The organism is Thermococcus sp. EP1 (genome assembly GCF_001317345.1).
Classification (GTDB): domain Archaea; phylum Methanobacteriota_B; class Thermococci; order Thermococcales; family Thermococcaceae; genus Thermococcus_A.
This window is the reverse complement of sequence record NZ_JXCG01000012.1, coordinates 1-17,879: the sequence shown is the minus strand read 5'-3', so window position 1 is coordinate 17,879 and position 17,879 is coordinate 1. Positions and strand designations below refer to the sequence as shown.

The following is a 17,879-nucleotide window of genomic DNA, read 5'->3' as shown; positions in this document are numbered from 1 at the left end:
CCATAATTATTGATATCTTCAAAACTTTATGTAAGAATTATGTTTTTAGAGTATAAAAAAGTTGGGTAAATGCTTAACAAAAGGGTTATAATTAGCAAAAACCTAATATAATACATGAGTAGAGTCCCTTTTTATCTCAGAGAGCGGCTTGATGAAATAAAGCAGAGGGTATTATTTGAAACTTATGAGGCACAAAAACTTCCAAAATGGGAACAGGTAGTTCTAACTTGGATTGCACTTTTTTCATTTTGGGTGATCATAAGTACAAATATAAGATCAGAGAATCTTTTCATTGGTGGAATAGCGACTTTTATAATATCCCTTTTTATGTATGAAATGCTCACTAGTGATATAAGAAAGAGTGGTCATATAGTAGAGAAAATTCTTTATATCGCCTTTTTTGTTATTCCACAATACCTCTTTATCATGGTCTTCAGGCTAATTGAGAGTAACTTTAAAGTAGCAAGACATGCGATTCTTATGGATATAAATCCAGGTATCGTGAAAATAAAGACTGATCTACACTCAAACACAGGTATAACAATTCTGGCTAATTCTATAACTTTAACTCCGGGGACATTAACTGTAGATGTGAATAAAAAACTTGGAGAGACCTATCTATATGTTCACTGGATAAAGGTGGAAACTCTCAATAGAGAAAAAGCTGGGGAGAAGATTAAGGGGGATATCGAGGGATGGTTGAAGAAGATCTTCTGGTGAACCCATTTGGCTGGGGAGCTTTAATACTGGTGGCTACATCTTTGATATTATCGTATAGAGTTCTTTTTGGACCAACGTTAGCCGATAGAATTGTGGGAATAAATACAGTGACCACAAAGGTAGTGGTGGTTTTGGCTATTTTTGGTTTTATAATGAATGAATATTTCTTCTTAGACCTCGCAATAGTGCTTTTAATGGTCAATGCAGTGGGAGGTCTTATTCTAGCAAAATATATGGAGGGAGCCAGGTGATAGAATATTTCTTTCTTCTGCTTGGAGAATCGATAATGCTGTTTGGTACACTGGGAATCCTTCGTTTTCCAGATGTTTATACAAGACTTCATGCCGCTACCAAGTGTGATACAGGGGGAGCAATGAGCATTTTAATAGCTCTAGCTATTGCTTCTCAGGCCTCTCCACTAGTTAAACTCAAATTCCTTGTATTAGCATTTTTGATAGCTTTGGTAAATCCCATGATATCTCATGCGATTGCGAGAGGAGCTTATAAGTATGGTATAAGACCAAAAGTTGTGGTGGATATGTATGCCTGGGATAATCCTTGAACTTCTCCTTGTGGCAATGATAATCCTTTCAGTGGCAGTGATTGAGGAAAAGAACCTAGTTAATGCAGTAGTTAAATATGCTTTCCTGAGCTTGGCGTTTGTTCTTGTGCTCGTGCTTTTGAAAGCTCCAGATGTAGCTCTTTCTGCAATAGTAGTTGGAGCGGTTGTTATAGGAGTGTTTCTCTTTACTATTAGGGAGGTGGAAAAATGAAAAGAATAATAGCCTCCTTCATAGTAGTCGCTCTAATAGCTGTTTTTATATCTCTTGACTATTCGCGGGCAGAAGGAGGGAGTTATGAATATTACACTACTCATTGGGGAGAAGTAGGGGTTCCAAATTTGGTTACTGCAATTTTAGCAGATTGGAGAGTTTATGATAGTTTGGGGGAGGCCACTCTTTTATTTACTGCAATTGCAGGGTTTTATCTCCTCCTTGGAGGGAAGAAAAGATGAAAATGACTCCTATCGTAAGAACGACTACAAAGCTTGTAAGCCCGTTTTTAGTTACATATTCTGTTTACTTGATGGCATATGGCCATTTAAGCCCTGGAGGGGGCTTTCAAGCAGGAGTTATTCTTGCGGTTAGCATTGTTCTTTTGATAACCTCCCACGGGTATAAAAGGGTTAGAAAAACATTTAAATTCTGGGAAGTGCAGTTTATAGAAGGTATCTCAGGGGCATTTTTGGTTTTCCTGGGAATTTTAGGAGTATTCTTTGGAAACTTTTTCTATAATTTCTTGAGGGGAGGTGATGTTGGAGCTTTGCTGAGTGGAGGTATAGTACCTCTCTTTAATATAGGAGTAGCCTTGAAAGTTGGTGCGGCTTTTACCTTCATGTTTTATATTTTGCTGAGGTGGGTGGAACGTGATTAGTCCGGAAATAGCGGGGATTATAATAATGTTAATCGGGTTTTATGGTCTTATGACAAAGCAGAACCTGATTAAGTTAGTACTCTCAATAAACGTGGTTTCTGTAGGTCTCGTCCTCTTTTTCATTGGCACAGGTTATATTGAGGGAGGGGATGTTCCAATACTCCCCAGAAGGATTATAGTGGATCCCTTACCTGCTACTCTAATGCTCACGACTCTCGTAGTTGATGTTGCAATTACATCTCTTGCTTTAGCACTAATTTTAAAAATGGAGAGTGAGGAAGAATGATTCCCTTACTTGTAGCGGCCCCACTGTTATTTGCTTTCATGCTCTCAGTGTTACCTGCATTAGGAATGGAAAAGCGTTCTAAATACTTATTTTTAATTGGGGCTATCTCTTCTTGGGCTTTTGTGCCTTTTATACTTTTAGAATTACCCTATGCTGAGATAGTTGGTGGATGGGAGAGACCTGCTGGAATTGAGATAGCGATTGATTCTTATAACTTTCCATTTCTAGTAGGAGAATTGGTTCTTTTTACCATTGTTGCGCTCTATATCTACAGTGGATATTACCCGAAAAAAATTGAGAATAAGGTGTATGTACTATTGCTCCTCATTCACGCAGGTCTTCTTGGTGCCTTTATAAGCAGGGACATTTTCAATTTCTATGTTTATATGGAGATAGCATCAGTTTCAAGCTTTGCTTTAGTTGCAATCTCTAAAGAAAAAGGTGCAAGAAGAGCCGCGTTTAAATATGCGCTTTTCTCCTTGCTGGCTTCATACATTTTTATCTTAGCTATCGGTATAATCTACTTAAAAACAGGATATTTGAACTTAGTATTGATAAAAGAGAGATTCACGTTCTCAAAGGAGATAAACGTTGCATTAGGTTTGGCATTTATCTCTCTTCTATTAAAGAGCGGTATTTTTCCTCTTCATTTCTGGCTTCCAGACGCCCATTCCAAAGCAGATGCTCCTGTAAGTGCTCTACTTTCAGGTTTGGTTGTTAAGATGCCCGCTTATGGAATGATACTTCTAATACTAACGTTTCCGCTGGATACGTTCATGCAGGACGTTTTATTTGTAACAGCATTTGCTTCAATGTTCTTTGGTATAATCATGGCTCTACTTCAGAAAAATTCTGAAAGACTTTTAGCATATCACACAGTATCTCAGATGGGTTATGTGCTTCTTGGTATAGCTATGTTGAATCCTTTGGCTGCTGCATATTATGCTATGGCTCATTCACTCTTTAAAGGAGGACTTTTCTTAAGTGTTGGAACAATAGCAGAACATTATAACACCCGTGATTTAGAGAAGTTGTCCTACAGAGATAGCAAGTTTCTGATGGTTTCAGTAATCTTATTAAGTCTTGCAATTGGAGGAATCAGCCCATTTATTGGTGCTTTTGGAAAGATCATGCTGCTTGAGGGGCTTAAGGATATTCAGAGATATTTATTCTATGGTGGAACAATTGGCACACTTGCTTCCTTTATAAAACTCAATTACTACCTTTCAAAAAGAGGCAAAAGGATCCACATCCCAATGAAAAAAGAGATACTTTCCCTATTGTTGGGGTTAATTACCCTGATCTTTGGAATATACTTATATCCCCATTTACAGGTAGTAAAAGATTTCCTAAATATTGCTATTGCCCTGACATTGTTCTATGCCCTTAAAAAAGCAGGAGTCTTTAGACTTCATTTGCCTTCGGTCTTCCCCTTTGATACTTCTGAATTTGGCAAGGAGATAAATGCATACATGATGATTTTTGGTGTAGTATTACTCTTTCTTTTATTTAATCTCCTTTAGAGATACCTCCATGACTTCCTCTATTATTTGTAGCTCCTTTAAAAGCCGGTCTAAAGTTACATCTGCCTGACTCACGTCCACAACGGCAACTATTGCTCCTAGTCCAATTTGCTCCATTTCCTCGGCTTCGCTAAAGAGAATGTTTATACGATGTCTGCCTAGTAATCCTGTAATCTTGGCCAAAACTCCAGGCTGATCTTTGACCACAAGTTCAATCTCAACCAGTTGCTTTCCAGGCAAGGCTATCCTTTCCATATGGACTTCATTCAGCTCAGTATCAATTTCCACTAGGAAATAGGCATCTTTTACAAGTCCTACTTCATAAGCCCATTCTAGAGGAATTTCAACCTTTCCATTTTCTTCGATCTTTAAAATCTCGTAATGTCTCATAGAATAACTAACGCGCTGGGACAATAAAAATCTTCTGCAGTTTTAGAAAATTTTTTAATTGGATGGATACCAAGAAACGTGGAGGTGCAAACGTGGAACCTTATGGGGTAATTGGGTATATCTTTATCATAATTGCAATTGCAAGAGTCTTTGCTGAAATATTTGAACGGTTTGGCTATCCTGGGTTTCTTGGGGAGATTTCAGCGGGATTATTCTTAGGAGTATTTCTCACTTCTATGCCCAGGGAGGAGTTAAACCTTCTTGCTGAGCTAGGAATATTTTTCCTCATGATGTATGCAGGTCTTGAGCTCACCCCAGAAGAGGTCCACATTGGAGGAAAAAAGAGCCTTCCAATTTACATTCTTACATACGCTCTAATGACGTTTGTTACCCTTCCTTTTACGAATTACACACTCTCTCATGAGAACCTTATTGTGGGGGCTATACTCTCTGTTGCATCTGCCCCTATAGTTTTGAGACTTTCTAGATTCTTTGGAGATGATTTTTCCCATATTGCTCTTTCATACGCAGTAATAAGTGAGGTTGGTGCACTTATAAGTCTCTACATCCTCATCAACTTTGAAGTCTATCATTTAAGTTATTTGGGATTAATAATGGAACTTATAAAAGATGGGCTGTTTTTAGGTGCTCTTTTTGGAATAAACTACTTCCTTAATGTTAAGCATAAGGTCTTGATTATTAAAGGTCTCAGAAACTTGAAGAGCGATGAAGCTGTTTTTGGCTTAGTAATGATTTTATCAACTTCAATAGCCCTTTTGAGTGAGATGATAGGTCTTCACTTTAGCATTGGAGCGTTTGTAGTGGGTCTGTTACTTCACAGTGATTTAATGGGGACTAAACAATATAAAAGGGTGCATACAATAATTTCGGGAGTAACCTATGGTATCTTTGCCCCTATATTCTTTGCATGGAGGGGGATAAATTTTGAAACTGAATTTTCAGTAGAGGTTATTTACTTCTTTGTTCTTGTGTACGTTATTAGAATTCTCCTTACTATGGGCTTCACTTGGAATGGTAATATCCAGAAGGCAATTGCCCGAGCTAGTGGTATTGCAAGCTTTGGTGTTCTTGGTCTCCTTGTAGGGGAGCTGGGCTATGAATATGGAGTTTTGAGTGAACATCTGTATGCCCTGGCTTCATTGGCTAGTATATTAGGAATGTTCCTTTCTACAACTATTGGAAAAGCAACATCAGAGATTAAATCTCAGGAGGATTTTAGTGTTGATCGGGTTTAAAGCAGCCCATATGGGATTTACTCTATCCTCCATTCTTTTCTATTTTTTCTGAGCAAAAGCGAAAGGTTTATAAGCAAACATACTGGTAACCTCAAATTGATAACGGAATTCTTAATCAAATAACCTTAAAATCAAAAATAACATGATAATTTGTGGAGAGAAAGGAGGTAAACAAATATGAGTTGGACAACACCAAAAAAAGCCATTTTACTTGCTGCAAGTGCTGAGGGAGGAACAAAATTAAACGCCTTTGATAATGCTTTACTCAAGATGGGGATTGGTAATGTCAATCTAGTGAAACTTAGCAGTGTTATTCCATCATATATCGAGTGGGTGGAGGAACTCCCTAAGAATATCCCAATAGGAATGCTTTTACCCACAGTTTACGCTCACATAGAAAGTGATGAACCGGGGTCCACAATCAGCGCTGCTCTAGGAGTGGGAATAAGCGAGGGTAATGAAGGTGGACTCATATATGAATACAGTGGCTACTGCACTAAGGAAGAAGCAGAAAGAATGGTAAAGAAGATGGTCGAAGAAGGCTTTAAAGTTAGAGGCTGGAAGCTTAAGGAATTTAAAGCTGCTGTCGCTGAAGTAACCGTTAAGGATAGGCCTGCGGCAGCTGTTGCAGCTGTTGTTATGTTGCCATACTGATCTCTTTCATTTTTCAAAATCAAAATAAAAGGAGGTGTGGTGCATGGAAGGGGGTGACGTGGATGGTTCAAGTAGTAGTAAACGACCCAATAGGAATGCATGTGGTTTTGGACCTTTACGAATGCGATCCTCAGATATTAGACGACATGGAAAAAGTAGAAGAGGTTCTTACTAAGGCAGCTGAAGTTGCAAATGCCACGATTATAGATAAACGTTTCCACAAATTTTCACCGCAGGGTGTTTCTGGTGTTGTTGTCGTTTCTGAGAGCCATATAGCGATTCACACTTGGCCTGAACATGGTTATGCGGCTGTTGATGTTTATACGTGTGGGGATCACACCATGCCTCTTAAAGCAAGCGAATATATAATTAAGGAATTAAAATGTAAACGGCCAACCATTGTAAAGCTTGATAGGGGGCTTCTGTTTAAAGAGTGAGTCTATTCCCTTTATATCTTCTTTTTGGAATGGGAAGATCTTTGAATATGTTTTGAAAAGTGATATATGCTTCATGGCAAAACTTTAAAAACTATCTCTGAAGGTTTCATCGAGGTGAGTATAATGGAATTTATTGAGTGGTATCCGAGAGGTTATGGTGTGGGATTCAAGATCACTTCAAAAATCCTCGAGGTTCAAAGTGAGTATCAAAAAATCGAACTTTATGAGACTGAAGGCTTTGGAAAATTACTCGTTCTTGATGGTACTGTGCAACTTGTCGAGAATGGTGAGAAAAGCTACCATGAACCTTTAGTCCATCCAGTAATGTTGGCTCATCCAGGCCCTCGGAGGGTTTTAGTCATTGGCGGGGGAGATGGAGGAACTTTAAGAGAGGTTTTGAGGCATAAAAGCGTGGAACACGCTACAATGGTAGAGATAGACAAAAAAGTTGTCGAAGTCTCAATGGAGCACTTGAAAATAGATGAAGGTCTCCTAGAGAGGTTATTTAGAAAAGAGGAACCCAGAGCAGAACTTATAATTGGAGATGGTGTCGAATATATGAAAGCTCATAAGGAGCATTTTGATGTTATAATTGTAGACTCTACAGACCCTGTTGGACCAGCGAAGCTCTTGTTTAGTGAAGAATTTTACAGAAATGCGTATGATGCATTAAGCAAAAGGGGAATATATATAACTCAGTCTGGTAGTGTCTATCTTTTTATAGACGAGCTTTTGGAAGCATATAACAACATGAAGCGGGTTTTTGACAAAGTGTATTACTTTAGCTTTCCTGTAATAGGTTATGCATCTCCTTGGAGTTTCTTAGTTGGAGTAAAGGGGGACATCGACTTTACTAAGATAGATATAGAAAGAGCAAAAGAGCTTGAGTTAGAGTATTATGACCCAGAGAGGCACGAGACTTTGTTCCAAATTCCAAAATATGTCAGAGAACTTCTTGAAAAGAGACCTAAGAGTTAGGACCTCTCTATCTTCTTTCTCCAAAATTTTTAGAGTTTCAAGTTTAAGATTCTTCAAGAAAAAAGAGACCAGATTTTCACTGGAAAAGCATATAAACAATTTTCAAAAGGTCTCTAATGGTGGTGGTATCGATGATAAGAGCTGTAATCAAGAACTCAAGAATATTTGATGGGAAGTCATTTATTGGGATGGGCATTCTTGGGATGCTCATGAGTTTCAGGGATAATCCTGATATTTTCAATGGATTCTTATTGATTACTTCGATTATATTGTATGTTGGTTATGCATTTGCTATCAATAACTGTTTTGACGTGGATACGGACTTGGTTAATCCTAGAAAGAGGTATAAAAACCCAATTGCAAATGGAGAGCTCAGCTTCAGGATGGGCATTATAACGGCTTTGTTCATGATAATGACTGGTTTGATATTTTCATATTTTGTAGGGAAAGAACCATTTGTTGTTTATTCTCTAATGAGTATATTAGCCACTTTTTATTCAGTACCTCCTAGGTTCAAGAGCATTCCAATAGCAGACATTCTCTCACATGGCTTATTTTTCGGAGTATTGCCTTTTATTTACGGTGCATACTTTGATGGAGTTATTAGCGAAGGAGAATTGGTCATTGCAGGTTCTCTCTTTATGTACTCCATTGCTATGGAACTTAGAAACCATTTAGAGGACTATGATAGTGATCAAAGGGCCAATCTGAAGACTACTCCAATGTTGATAGGAAAAAGCGTTTCGGAGAAACTAGTGATTAGTTTCTCAATAGCTTCATTGCTTCTTCTGCTAAGTCCATTATACTCTCCCTTTGCTGTAGTAGGAGTTTTGGGAGTTGTTTTTTGGAACAAAAAGTTGAGTTATAGGATGTTAGATGGAGGCATGGTCTTGCTCTTAGGGGTGCATGCACTAAAGGCAATGTTTGGTGTCTAAGATGGAAAAAACTACTTTGAGGAAGCTATTTAGCATCTTAGCATTTGTGATATCTTTGGCCTATTTATATAGAAGTGTGGATGTTAATGAGCTGTTCATTGCTTTAAAAGAAGCTGAGTACAAATATCTCCTTCTTGCAATCATATTATCTTTCTTTACTCTCGTTCTTGCAGCAACTAGGTGGTATCTTGTTTTGAGAAGAGTTCAAAAAACGAGCTTTAAGCGAACAGTTCAGGCCTTTGTTAGTGGATATTATCTAATGGCAATTCTTCCTCCTACAGTTGGGCATATGGCAAAAGTTAAGTTGGTGGGAGGGGATTATTTTGCAGCATTATCATCCCTTGCCTTTGGAATGGCAGCAGAGATTGTGATCATATTGTCTTTTGCCCTGATCTTTTTAGGGTTTACCAAGCTTGGACTCATTGGCATAGCCATGATACTTTTAGCATTTATCTATGACAAAGCCTTCCACAAAACTGCTTTGGCCTTCTTTAAATTCTGGGAAGATGTTGGGGCAAAGAAATTTTCCCGAACTTTGAAAGAATGGTGGAACAGAGGATATACAGGCTGGATTAAGGCCCGAAAGAATAAGTCTAGCTTTTTAATGGTATTCTTGATCTCAATTGTAGTAATACTCGTTCAGACGTTTGGTTTAATGCTTGTAGGAAAGGCTTTTTCGCTTGAGATATCTTTTAAGCAGGCACTCTACGCTTTCTTGATGAGTGTGCTATTTGCATCGTTAAGTGGAATCCCATCTGGAATAGGAGCGAATGAATTCGGAATTCTTGTTGGAATAGGTTCATCCACAAAAGCTTTTCTTACTGCATTTTTATATAAGTTCCTTTTCCAATATATATACTCGATTGCAGGAGCTTTTGTTTTTTACAGACTTTTAGGTGAGGGATATGAAAGTAGCACTAGTTAGTGATTGGTATTACCCAAAAATAGGGGGAGTAGCATCTCACATGCATAACTTGGCTATAAAACTAAAGGAAAGAGGACATGAAGTAGCCATAGTAACAAATAACCGAGAGACTGGAAAGGAGGGAGAATTGGCTGAAAAGGGAATTGAGTTAATAAAAATCCCGGGAGTCATTACTCCTTTGTTAGAGATAAATGTGAGTTATGGTCTAAAGTCGTCTGAAGAACTTAATGGATTTTTGAAAGATTTTGATGTCATTCATTCACACCACGCCTTTACTCCACTTGCATTAAAAGCTGCAAAAGCTGGAAAAGCTATGGAAAAGGCCACTCTCCTTACAACTCATAGTATATCTTTTGCTCATGACTCGCGTCTCTGGGAGGCCTTAGGGTTGACAATCCCCTTATTTACTATGTATCTTAAATATCCTCACAAAATAATTGCCGTGAGCAAAGCGGCTAAAGCTTTTATTGAACATTTTACGGATATCCCAATCTCCATTGTTCCGAATGGTGTGGATGACAATCGATTTATACCTGCTACAAATAAAGATGATATAAAAGCTGATTTTGGGATTGAGGGGGATGTGATCCTATATGTGAGTCGTATGAGTTATAGAAAAGGCCCGCATGTACTCTTGAATGCATTTTCTGGGATAGAAGATGCCACACTTGTAATGGTGGGAAGTGGTGAAATGCTGCCTTTTCTGAAAATGCAAGCTAAGTTCTTAGGGATTGAAGATAGAGTTATCTTCTTAGGATACATAGAGGACAACAAACTTCCTGAAGTCTTTAGGATGGCAGACATCTTTGTCTTACCTTCAGTAACGTCAGAGGCCTTTGGAATAGTTGTTCTTGAGGCCATGGCATCTGGGGTACCAGTTATAGCTACAAATGTTGGAGGAATTCCTGAAATAGTGAAAGAAAATGAAGCAGGATTGCTTGTCCCTCCTGGAAATGAGCTTGAGCTTAGGAATGCAATTCAGAGATTGTTACAGGAAGAGAAACTTAGGAGATGGTATGGAACTAATGGAAGAAGAGCTGTTGAAGAAAAGTATTCTTGGGACAGGGTCGTGGTTAAGATAGAAAAAACTTATGAAGAAGTTCTTTCAAATATATAGTGGGATTTTACATGAAAATGGAAGAACTCAGTTGGGAAGAATTTGCAAAGATGAAAAAGAGCATAAGAGCAGTTTTAATTCCTGTTGGAAGTGTAGAAGCTCATGGGAAACATTTACCTTTAGGCACGGATGTATTTGCACCTCTTGAAATCTCTAGAAGAATCGAAGAAAAGTTGAAGAGAAAAGGGATTGACATCTTTATAGCCCCACCTGTTTGGTATGGTCACAGTTTTGTTTTGAACGTATATCCTGGTACCATAAATGTAAAGGCAGATACTTTACGGAGATATATTCGGGATATTCTGGATGAGTTTGCATTGGAAGGCTTTAAGGAGCTTGTCATACTAAACGGACACGGGGGGAATATATATCCTCTTGTTGAGGCAGCTGAGGAAATTGCTGAAAAACATGATGTTGAAATTCTGCTTATAAACTGGTGGATCGACTTTAGAGAGGAAATATCAAAAATATGTTCCTCTCAAGGGCATGCTGGAGAAGATGAAACTTCAGTGATGTTAGTAATAGCTCCAGGGCTTGTCAAAATGGACAAGGCAAAGGGGGAGAAAAAGGCTTTGCCGGTTAGGGTCATAAAAAAGGATATTGGGCTTGAAGTCTTTCCAGATGGTGTAAATGATAATCCTCGCAGGGCCACAAGAAAGAAGGGAGAACAGATTTTAGAAATTGTTAGTGATAAGATAGCAGAAATTCTGGTTGGGAGACTATGAAAGAAGTTTTGGAGGAAATTGAAAATAGGATCCGGCGTCTTGAAGCAGAGATAGAACTTGTAGAAGGTAGGTTACAGTTTCTTGAAAGAGTAGGTGCGAGTTCAAAATATCAAATTCTTCGAAAGCGAAAAAGTATGGATGAAATGTATATCATGTTTTTTGTACTTTGGGGGTTTATAGGGTTGGTACTTCTTCTCTATTTGAAATACAAATACTCGGAGATTCTTCCATTTTCTTTAACTCCATACATTTGGGCCATGGTTGGTTTTATTTTACTTCCGTTTGCCTATTACATGTTTTTTTCTAAAAAAACTGAATCGGAAACCCCTATGGAATACTTGGAAAGAAGAGAAAGAATGGCCCGTCTAGCGATAAACAGGTTTTACATACCCTTAAAAGAGGCACTAGAAAAAAAGGACAAAGAAAAATTAAAAGCTGTAGCAGATAGACTATTGGAAGGAGAAGTGGCTAAGGCTATAGAGGAACTTAATGAAGGGGATCCAAAAGTCATGGCATATGCTCTTTACATATATATAAACAAAGACCAAGTCGGGTCGGACGAGATAAAAAATATAGCTGAGATAATGAAAAATAAGCCCCTAAAGAAACTTCTTTTCAAGACTTTCGAAGAGTGAAGAATTATCTCTCTCAACTTGGATTCTATGGGTATGAGAATACTCAATGTTTATAACTGGAGAAAGCTCCTCTTTTAATGGTGGAGAATTATGAGATTTGAAGTATTGAGCAAAGAAGATATGATAACCCTCTCAAAAGAGCTTAGTAGAGAAGGCATAATGAATAAAACTCAAGAGAAATTTGGTTGGGAGCTTCATCACTTTATTGTCGTTAGAGACAAGTTTGGTAATTTACTTAGAAAATCAAAGGGAATAAGTCCTGTTATTGAAGAAACTCTAGAGGAAATGCAAGTTGCATTTAATGCATTGATGTCTGCTTGGGAAGTAGGTGAGGAAAAAGAGTTTAAAGAACTCTTTGATGAAGTTGACGTGGCCAGAATTACATTATTAGCAGCTCTTATTGAGGGTGGTTATATTACTGGAGATGAAAAACTCAGATTGATAGAGGTGCCTCAACTTGAGGAACTGGAGATTGAACTCAAATTTAGCATAGATGATCTTGAAGATGTTCTTGAAGAAGTTGAAGAAAAGCTGGGTGCAACTCTTACCACAGAGGTTTCTTTTATGAGGAGATACTTTGTAGAGGTTCTTGAAATAGAGGAGGAACTCATAAAAAGGGCCCTCGAGATTGCGGAGGAATACGTCACTGAGGAATCTCTCATTGAGGCTATGTTTGTGGGAATTGGAAAGTCTGTGCTAGCTCAAATGCTACTCTCATTGGCTGAAGAGAAGAATACAAAACTTGAGCTTATAGATGCCCTTTTAGAGCGTGAACCAATAAGTATTGAAGGAAAACGTGAGAAAATAAGCATTTACTTTGATGAAGAAGCTTTAGAAGATCTTTTAAAAGAACTTCAACGGATGGGATATCTCAAAGTGAAGGGAAATAGGATATGGATTTAGAAGGATAAAGCTTAAAAATTGATTCTGAGATTACTCCATGGGGGTGGAGGGTGATGATGGTGATGAAGGCGATAAAAATTAAAGATAGGGACGGGGAAGTATTCTTCAAATGTCCAAGATGTGGTATGGTGTTTAAGAAGAGTAAGGATTATATTAAACACGTAAACAAGGCCCATGGACATCTCTTTAGAAGTCCTTGACCTTCTTTCCCCAATTTGGGATGAAGAAAAGTTAAAAACTGAGAGATGATGAGCGGCAGGGCTTTCTGACTCTTTTAGACTTCTTTTTCAACCTTGGGATATCAATATTCTCTTAAGTCTATTTCTTTTACAAGCTTAACAATGAAGGTTTTGCCCACTTTTTCCCTTTCGACAAGTTGCTTCTTTTCAAGTTCTTGAATTATTCTACTGACGGTGGGTCTGGAATAGCCAGTGAGGTCGGGGAGGTCTTCTTGCTTTACTTTTCCTCCTTGTTCTATCAATGCCTTTACTACTATTCTCTCTTTCTCTGTGAGTACTTCCACTGGGATTTTGTGGGAATACCACTTCTTTTTCGCCCAATAGAGCACAACAGGTACAGCAATTACTAAAGCTAATATGGCACCAATGAATGAGTAGGTATAAGGTGAAGGTTCTTCAGGGGGTGAAACAGGAGGCTTCTCAACAGTCCTACCAAGCCAATATGTCTGATATCCCATGTTTTTGAGTTTTGTTTCTATCGTTTGGTTTATTCCAGTACCTACGATTATAACAAGATTTGGTTTCAGGTTTGATAATCCGGCAATGGCATGTTCGGAAAGGTCATTTTCGAGAGTTAATAGCATTGGAAGTTCATATTCCATAGCAAATTTTGATGCTGCTAATGCAGATCCATAATCCAGAGCACTTGCCAATACAACGGCTTTTGATCCACTAGGATAAAAATGAACGGCTAGTTTTTCCGCTGTTTCGGTTCTAACATCGCCACCTATCCGCGTAACGCTATATCCCATTTTAAGGAGCTCGTCTTCGACTTCCTTACTCACAGCATTTGAGTTTCCAACTATCAATACTTTTTTCCATCCCAGTTGCACGTAAGAATATAATTGAGCCCAAGTTTTTTCATCTAATCCCTGAGGATTAACAGGAAGAACAGGGACATTAAGAAGTTTTGCATAGGGTTGAACTGTGATGTAGTCAATCAAGTCATCATTTCTAACAATTATAATATCATACTCGGGGATATTAGGAGTCTCTTCTTGGGCATGTACCAAAACCCCCATAAGGGAAGCTATGAGTAAACTTGTAATTAGTATTGTTGCTGTGTATCTTCTCCTCAATCCACTCACCACATAAAAGCTAAAAAAGAAAGTTTAAAAGCTTTTTCAAAGCTCAAAAACCTCTCCCGGTTTTAGTATGATAACCTGAGCTTTGTCTCCAACAAGCTCTTTGAACTCCTCAGGAGTTTTGGCTATTGGTGGAAATGTTCCATAATGCATGGGGATGACGTACTTAGGTCTAAGGAGCTCGACAGCTTTCGCTGCTTCCTTGGGTCCCATTGTGAAGTGACCTCCTATAGGAAGCAAGGCCACGTCAATTCCATAGAGTTCTGCAAAAAGTTCCATATCTTTAAAGACGTAGGTATCTCCAGCGTGGTATATCTTTATCCCTTCGAATTCTACAATATAGCCACATGCGTTGCCTATGCTGTACTTTCCATCACTACTTGAATGCCAGGCGGGCACTTGAACTAGTTTAACTCCATCCACCTCGGTTGGGCCATAGTTCATTCCTATTGTGGTTATTCCTGCGTTTCCTTCCACCAGATAATTGGCTATATCATACATCGCTACTATTTTCGCTCCGGTTCTTTGGGCAATTTTAACACTATCTCCTATATGATCTCCATGGGCATGAGTTACGAGGATTAGGTCAACTTTCTCAAATTCTTCAGGTTTTGCAGCTGCAGTTGGATTCCCTGTTAAAAAGGGATCAATGAGTATCTTTTTTCCTCCTCCCTCTATCTCAAAGGCAGCATGTCCCAAGAATCTTATTCTTACCATTTATCGTCACCTCCATGAATGCTCAAAATCTAATACTAACAAAAGATTACTTAAGTCTTTCGAAGGAGTGTTATGGATTATTTTGCATTCCACTTTAGATTCACTTAAAACTAAGCTAGCAAGCGATGTATTGGGTTAAAAAAGAGTTAATGTTTACCTTTATAAACCAAAGATTTATAAAGTCCTTACCCAGTTACTCTTGGGGAGAGTGAATGAGTAGGTTAATAAAGTTCTTCTACATAATTAGATACAGGAGGGAGAAATTATGAACGATGTTAAAGATGTCAATATCAAACCTCATGAGGAGGAATATGATGATTACGTTTATTATCTCAAACGTAGAATAAGGCAGCTTGAACTTCAAGTGAGAACACTTGAGGCCGATAAGGAGAGACTTGAGAGAGAGCTTTCTCGCTTAAGGATGGAAATGTCCCGACTTAGACAACCCCCTGCTTTTGCGGGGACTTTAATTGAATTGTTGGATGAAGATAGAGCCATTGTGCAGAACTATAATGGACCTAGGTTTGTTGTTAGAATTGCACCATGGATAGAAAGAGAAAACCTAAAACCAGGTTCAAGAGTGGCTCTTGACCAAAGAACAATGGCTGTGATAGAGCTTTTACCATCACAAAAAGATCCATCTGTCCTTGGATTTGAGGTAATTGAGAGACCAAACGTGACATATAACGATATTGGTGGGTTGAAAAAAGAAATAATGGAGCTTAGAGAGGCTGTTGAGCTACCTCTAAAACATCCAGACCTCTTTGAAAAAGTTGGAATTGAGCCTCCAAAGGGAGTTCTACTTTATGGTCCTCCAGGATGTGGAAAGACTTTGATGGCCAAGGCACTCGCCCATGAGGTTAATGCCACGTTCATAAGAGTTGTGGGAAGTGAACTTGTGAGGAAATATATAGGTGAAGGAGCAAGGCTGGTGAGTGAGTTATTTGAACTTGCGCGGGAAAAGGCACCTTCAATAGTCTTCATAGACGAAATAGATGCAATCGGTGCAAAGAGGCTTGAAGAGACAACTGGAGGAGAAAGGGAGGTTAATAGAACTTTAATGCAACTTCTTGCTGAGTTGGATGGGTTTGATCCAAGAGGAAACGTCAAGGTTATTGCGGCAACTAACAGACCAGACATTCTTGACCCTGCTTTGTTAAGACCTGGAAGGTTTGATAGATTAATAGAAGTTCCATTACCAGAGTTCCGCGGCAGGTTTGAGATCCTTAAAGTCCACACTAGAAAGATGAACCTCAAGAAAGTTGACCTTAAGGTAATAGCAGAGATGACAGAGGGAGCTAGTGGAGCTGACCTAAAGGCTATTGTAACAGAGGCAGGGATGTTTGCAATTAGAGCAAGGAGAGAATACGTAACCCAAGAAGACTTCCTAAAAGCGGTTGAGAAAGTCCTTGGCTCTGAAGAAAGATTGGCTCAACAAATGGCTGCACACGAAGTTATGTATGGATGAACTCCCTTTCTTTATTTTTCTCAATAAATTTTAGGGATTTATTTTTAGTAGTTGTTTCCACAAATTCTTAAATACTTTGAGGATGATTAAATGAACATAAAGATTAATTAGAGGGGTGGTAAAATGAGGAAGTTGCTTACTGTAGGACTCGTCTTTGTGGTGTTAAGTTTTTTGGCAGTTCCTATGAGTGCAAGACCTTGTGAGCTCAGTGAAAAGGCAAGAATCTATGTAGGGTGGGAGGGCTATTTCTACCAGTATCTCCTATATGGACAAGTGGTTGACCCATCTAGTACGTTAGATAGTTGGATGGTTGTAAAGTGGTCAAAAGGTTGGAGCTTTCCCTTTGGGAGTGAAAATGATCCAGAAAAATCATGGTTTGCCGTTCATTTTACCTGGTATACCAATGACTTGAGTGGATTCTTTGGCTATGAAACAAGAGTTGCATGGAATAACGTCAATGAAATTCCAGATGCAAGTTACAAAGTTGAGGAATATGTTAAAATAATGATAATTGGAGAAAATAGCAAATATATAGAGAAAGGAGCATATCCCGCAGCCTCTTTGGGTTATCCGTTCCCAAGCAATGCCTATGTTATCCACCAAACCGTAGAAGTTTATAACGCGACAACTGGAGAACTTCTTTTTGAGATTACGTTTGTGCCCTTCCGGGCTTCTTAATTCTCTTATTTTAATTTGAAAAGATCAGATCGTGTTATAATCCCCACAGGTTTCCCTTCTTTGTCCTGTACAATTATAGCTGGATGTTCCTCCAGTAGATATTTTACTACTTCAATACTTTCGTCTTCATTCACTATCGGAAATGGCTCATCCATAACTTCCATGGCTTTTCTAGAGAGTAAATCCTCATGTTCAAAGCTTTTTCGTACGAGTGTTTTCTCAGTTATAGAACCGACCACCTTATTTCCTGCCATTATAGGGACTTGGGAGATGTTGTATTCGTTCATAAGTCTAACCACATTTTCAACGGTCTCATAAGGTTTAACGGCAATTATTGGAGAAGACATTATCTCTCTTGCAGTAAAACGACTTTTCTTGCATTCTTTCAATGCCTGGAGAATTCGATTGAAGGTTGACAATCTTGGATCTACTTTTCCACTTTCCAATTTTGCTATGTAAGCTTGTGTGACACCTGCTCGTTCAGCAAGTTCTTCCTGAGTTATTCCCAGCTCTTTTCGAAGTTTTTTGATTTCTCGAGGATCTATTGGTTGGGGGATAATTACCATACATAACCACCAGTTATTATTGTAAAAAATAGTTTAAAAAGTTTAGTGAGAGGCCGTTTGAGGTGTTGCCCCTTAGAGGTCTCAAGCTCATTGCAACTCGGTATTCTTTGGGCACTTAATAGTAAGCGTGAACTGCCCCGCCCTTATGGAGGGGGCTTTGTGAGAGTTCATTTGGCGTCCCGTTGCCGGTAGCCTCACTCTCACTGGC

Annotated in this window: 25 protein-coding genes; 21 read left to right on the top strand and 4 right to left on the bottom strand. The window is 38.7% G+C overall.

What is annotated here, in order from left to right; genetic code table 11:
- The first annotated feature begins 114 nt into the window (after positions 1-114).
- The 8 genes from EP1X_RS08495 to EP1X_RS08460 are packed head-to-tail and all read left to right on the top strand — an operon-like array spanning position 115 to position 3,963.
- Positions 115-720 carry a Na+/H+ antiporter subunit E gene (locus EP1X_RS08495; protein WP_055283592.1) on the top strand — a complete coding sequence of 202 codons (606 nt, stop codon included), beginning with the start codon at positions 115-117 and terminating at the stop codon, positions 718-720.
- Positions 696-971 carry a monovalent cation/H+ antiporter complex subunit F gene (locus EP1X_RS08490; protein ID WP_055283590.1) on the top strand — a complete coding sequence of 92 codons (276 nt, stop codon included), beginning with the start codon at positions 696-698 and terminating at the stop codon, positions 969-971. Before EP1X_RS08495 ends, EP1X_RS08490 begins: the two co-directional genes overlap by 25 nt.
- A complete protein-coding gene (gene mnhG / locus EP1X_RS08485) occupies positions 968-1,282 on the top strand; it encodes a monovalent cation/H(+) antiporter subunit G (RefSeq protein ID WP_055283589.1) in 315 nt (104 codons plus the stop codon). The genes EP1X_RS08490 and mnhG overlap by 4 nt, the downstream gene beginning before the upstream one ends.
- Positions 1,263-1,493, top strand: coding sequence for a hydrogenase subunit MbhD domain-containing protein (locus EP1X_RS08480; protein WP_055283587.1), 231 nt, complete (start codon positions 1,263-1,265; stop codon positions 1,491-1,493). Before mnhG ends, EP1X_RS08480 begins: the two co-directional genes overlap by 20 nt.
- The gene (locus tag EP1X_RS08475; protein WP_055283585.1) at positions 1,490-1,735 is read left to right on the top strand and encodes a hypothetical protein; all 246 of its coding nucleotides are present in this window, start codon (positions 1,490-1,492) and stop codon (positions 1,733-1,735) included. Before EP1X_RS08480 ends, EP1X_RS08475 begins: the two co-directional genes overlap by 4 nt.
- A complete protein-coding gene (locus tag EP1X_RS08470; RefSeq protein ID WP_055283583.1) occupies positions 1,732-2,154 on the top strand; it encodes a Na(+)/H(+) antiporter subunit B in 423 nt (140 codons plus the stop codon). Before EP1X_RS08475 ends, EP1X_RS08470 begins: the two co-directional genes overlap by 4 nt.
- On the top strand, positions 2,147-2,440 hold the full coding sequence (locus tag EP1X_RS08465; protein WP_055283582.1) for a cation:proton antiporter subunit C: 294 nt from the start codon (positions 2,147-2,149) through the stop codon (positions 2,438-2,440). Before EP1X_RS08470 ends, EP1X_RS08465 begins: the two co-directional genes overlap by 8 nt.
- Entirely contained in the window at positions 2,437-3,963 is a 1,527-nt protein-coding gene (locus EP1X_RS08460) for a monovalent cation/H+ antiporter subunit D family protein (RefSeq protein WP_055283580.1), read from the top strand. The genes EP1X_RS08465 and EP1X_RS08460 overlap by 4 nt, the downstream gene beginning before the upstream one ends.
- Here EP1X_RS08460 and EP1X_RS08455 read toward each other — a convergent pair.
- A complete protein-coding gene (locus EP1X_RS08455) occupies positions 3,946-4,353 on the bottom strand; it encodes an ACT domain-containing protein (RefSeq protein ID WP_055283578.1) in 408 nt (135 codons plus the stop codon). The genes EP1X_RS08460 and EP1X_RS08455 overlap by 18 nt on opposite strands.
- Positions 4,354-4,415: 62 nt before the next feature.
- Here EP1X_RS08455 and EP1X_RS08450 point away from each other — a divergent pair, with 62 nt between their 5' ends.
- The 11 genes from EP1X_RS08450 to EP1X_RS08400 all read left to right on the top strand — a co-directional run bounded on the left by EP1X_RS08450 (position 4,416) and on the right by EP1X_RS08400 (position 13,118).
- The gene (locus EP1X_RS08450; protein ID WP_055283576.1) at positions 4,416-5,609 is read left to right on the top strand and encodes a cation:proton antiporter; all 1,194 of its coding nucleotides are present in this window, start codon (positions 4,416-4,418) and stop codon (positions 5,607-5,609) included.
- Positions 5,610-5,786: 177 nt separating this feature from the next.
- The gene (locus EP1X_RS08445) at positions 5,787-6,263 is read left to right on the top strand and encodes a pyruvoyl-dependent arginine decarboxylase (RefSeq protein ID WP_055283574.1); all 477 of its coding nucleotides are present in this window, start codon (positions 5,787-5,789) and stop codon (positions 6,261-6,263) included.
- A gap of 62 nt (positions 6,264-6,325) precedes the next feature.
- The gene (gene speD / locus EP1X_RS08440) at positions 6,326-6,700 is read left to right on the top strand and encodes an adenosylmethionine decarboxylase (RefSeq protein WP_055283572.1); all 375 of its coding nucleotides are present in this window, start codon (positions 6,326-6,328) and stop codon (positions 6,698-6,700) included.
- Between the two features lie 123 nt (positions 6,701-6,823).
- Positions 6,824-7,678, top strand: coding sequence for a polyamine aminopropyltransferase (speE, locus tag EP1X_RS08435; RefSeq protein ID WP_055283570.1), 855 nt, complete (start codon positions 6,824-6,826; stop codon positions 7,676-7,678).
- 131 nt (positions 7,679-7,809) lie between these two features.
- A complete protein-coding gene (locus EP1X_RS08430; RefSeq protein WP_055283568.1) occupies positions 7,810-8,613 on the top strand; it encodes a UbiA family prenyltransferase in 804 nt (267 codons plus the stop codon).
- 1 nt (position 8,614) lies between these two features.
- A complete protein-coding gene (locus tag EP1X_RS08425; RefSeq protein ID WP_055283566.1) occupies positions 8,615-9,538 on the top strand; it encodes a lysylphosphatidylglycerol synthase transmembrane domain-containing protein in 924 nt (307 codons plus the stop codon).
- Positions 9,519-10,655, top strand: coding sequence for a glycosyltransferase family 4 protein (locus EP1X_RS08420; RefSeq protein ID WP_055283565.1), 1,137 nt, complete (start codon positions 9,519-9,521; stop codon positions 10,653-10,655). Before EP1X_RS08425 ends, EP1X_RS08420 begins: the two co-directional genes overlap by 20 nt.
- The gene (locus tag EP1X_RS08415) at positions 10,655-11,380 is read left to right on the top strand and encodes a creatininase family protein (RefSeq protein ID WP_371180452.1); all 726 of its coding nucleotides are present in this window, start codon (positions 10,655-10,657) and stop codon (positions 11,378-11,380) included. Before EP1X_RS08420 ends, EP1X_RS08415 begins: the two co-directional genes overlap by 1 nt.
- Complete coding sequence (locus EP1X_RS08410) at positions 11,377-12,015, top strand: hypothetical protein (protein WP_055283562.1); 639 nt, start codon at positions 11,377-11,379, stop codon at positions 12,013-12,015. Before EP1X_RS08415 ends, EP1X_RS08410 begins: the two co-directional genes overlap by 4 nt.
- Before the next feature lie 90 nt (positions 12,016-12,105).
- Positions 12,106-12,918, top strand: a complete 813-nt coding sequence (locus EP1X_RS08405) for a hypothetical protein (RefSeq protein ID WP_055283560.1) — start codon at positions 12,106-12,108, stop codon at positions 12,916-12,918.
- Between the two features lie 53 nt (positions 12,919-12,971).
- Complete coding sequence (locus tag EP1X_RS08400) at positions 12,972-13,118, top strand: C2H2-type zinc finger protein (protein WP_055283558.1); 147 nt, start codon at positions 12,972-12,974, stop codon at positions 13,116-13,118.
- A gap of 101 nt (positions 13,119-13,219) precedes the next feature.
- Here EP1X_RS08400 and EP1X_RS08395 read toward each other — a convergent pair whose 3' ends face one another.
- Both EP1X_RS08395 and EP1X_RS08390 read right to left on the bottom strand, forming a co-directional pair.
- Entirely contained in the window at positions 13,220-14,248 is a 1,029-nt protein-coding gene (locus EP1X_RS08395; protein ID WP_371180451.1) for a cell wall-binding repeat-containing protein, read from the bottom strand.
- A gap of 33 nt (positions 14,249-14,281) precedes the next feature.
- The gene (locus EP1X_RS08390) at positions 14,282-14,959 is read right to left on the bottom strand and encodes a metal-dependent hydrolase (protein WP_055283555.1); all 678 of its coding nucleotides are present in this window, start codon (positions 14,957-14,959) and stop codon (positions 14,282-14,284) included.
- A 265-nt stretch (positions 14,960-15,224) separates the two neighbouring features.
- Between EP1X_RS08390 and EP1X_RS08385 the strand changes: the two genes are divergently transcribed.
- Together EP1X_RS08385 and EP1X_RS08380 are read left to right on the top strand one after the other, a co-directional pair.
- Positions 15,225-16,427, top strand: coding sequence for a proteasome-activating nucleotidase (locus EP1X_RS08385; RefSeq protein WP_055283553.1), 1,203 nt, complete (start codon positions 15,225-15,227; stop codon positions 16,425-16,427).
- 123 nt (positions 16,428-16,550) lie between these two features.
- Positions 16,551-17,105, top strand: coding sequence for a hypothetical protein (locus EP1X_RS08380; RefSeq protein WP_055283551.1), 555 nt, complete (start codon positions 16,551-16,553; stop codon positions 17,103-17,105).
- Positions 17,106-17,110: 5 nt separating this feature from the next.
- Here the strand turns inward: EP1X_RS08380 and EP1X_RS08375 are convergent, their stop codons facing one another.
- Positions 17,111-17,671, bottom strand: coding sequence for a CBS domain-containing protein (locus tag EP1X_RS08375; protein ID WP_055283549.1), 561 nt, complete (start codon positions 17,669-17,671; stop codon positions 17,111-17,113).
- Positions 17,672-17,879 lie beyond the last annotated feature (208 nt).